This is a genomic window from Oleiphilus sp. HI0128 (assembly GCF_001635365.1).
On sequence record NZ_LWGG01000059.1, the window covers coordinates 1 to 1,140 of the forward strand.

The 1,140-nt window shown below is 47.0% G+C and carries 1 pseudogene; it reads left to right on the forward strand.

What is annotated here, in order from left to right:
- A pseudogene (locus A3763_RS00840) lies at positions 1-1,140 on the forward strand (hypothetical protein); the annotation flags it as partial.

Sequence of the window (1,140 nt, forward strand, 5' to 3'; positions counted from 1 at the left end):
AAAAGAATCCGAAGTATTTGGTCAGGCTGTAGGTTTGGACAACGTATCCACCTTCGAGTGTATCGTTGACCGCGACAAACACTTCTTTATGGAAATGAACACCCGAATTCAGGTTGAACACCGCGTTACAGAGCTCTGTTATAGCCTGAAATTCGTCAACCCCGACAACGCTGATGACAGTTTTACGGTGCACTCATTGGTCGAGGCCATGGTATTACTCGCTGCACACGGCAAGCGCTTACCCAAGCCCGAGCGCGTATTGCGTCATAATGCTTCGGTTGAAGCCCGCCTTAATGCAACTAACCAAGCTTTGGCACCCCATGCAGGTGGTTTGATTGAACATTGGTCAGATTCGCTTGATGGCGAAATTCGTGACGACCAGGGCATCAGTCTTCACAACCCTGATACAGATGTATTCATGTCCTATCACTTGGCCGGTGCTTACGATAGTAATATCGCCCTACTCCTGACTGTTGGCAACAATCGTCTGGAAAGCTTTGAACAAATGTCTGAAGTACTTCGCCGCACTAAGCTGGAAGGTAAGGATCTAGGCACCAACCTTGAATTCCATTACGGCTTGGTCAACTGGATAATGGGCAACAATATTCATGCGAAACCAACAACCCAGTTTATCGTTCCCTATCTAACGGCTGTAGGCGCGTTAAAAAAACAGGCACAGCAATACGACCTGAACCAGGTTTATGCTGAAGTCTGCCAAGCAAATATTGCTAGCCTTAAATCCAAGGACGACAAGACTGCAATGCAAAGCGTATTGCAACGCAAGCACCTATTGCTTACACGTCCGGTTGAGCACTTAATGCTTGAACCACACTTGTTATCCGGCTGGTTGGCCATGCATCAAACTCACTTCTCGGTTGATAAGAAGGGCAAGGTCTCCTGGATAGAAAACCCGATTAAAGTCCTGGATGAAACTTATCACTTCCTTAACATGGACTTTCACCCGGGAAACAAACGAGAGAACCCAGCGGCCACCATGATCTGGGATCATGACCAGGAAATCCTCAGCGATGCACTTTCCTTCTATAGCACACTTGAAGAAAAACTGGATATTTGCAACTTCAACGACTTAGACAAAGCCCTAAAAGCTGCCAAGCACAGCGATTTTGATACAGCGACCTG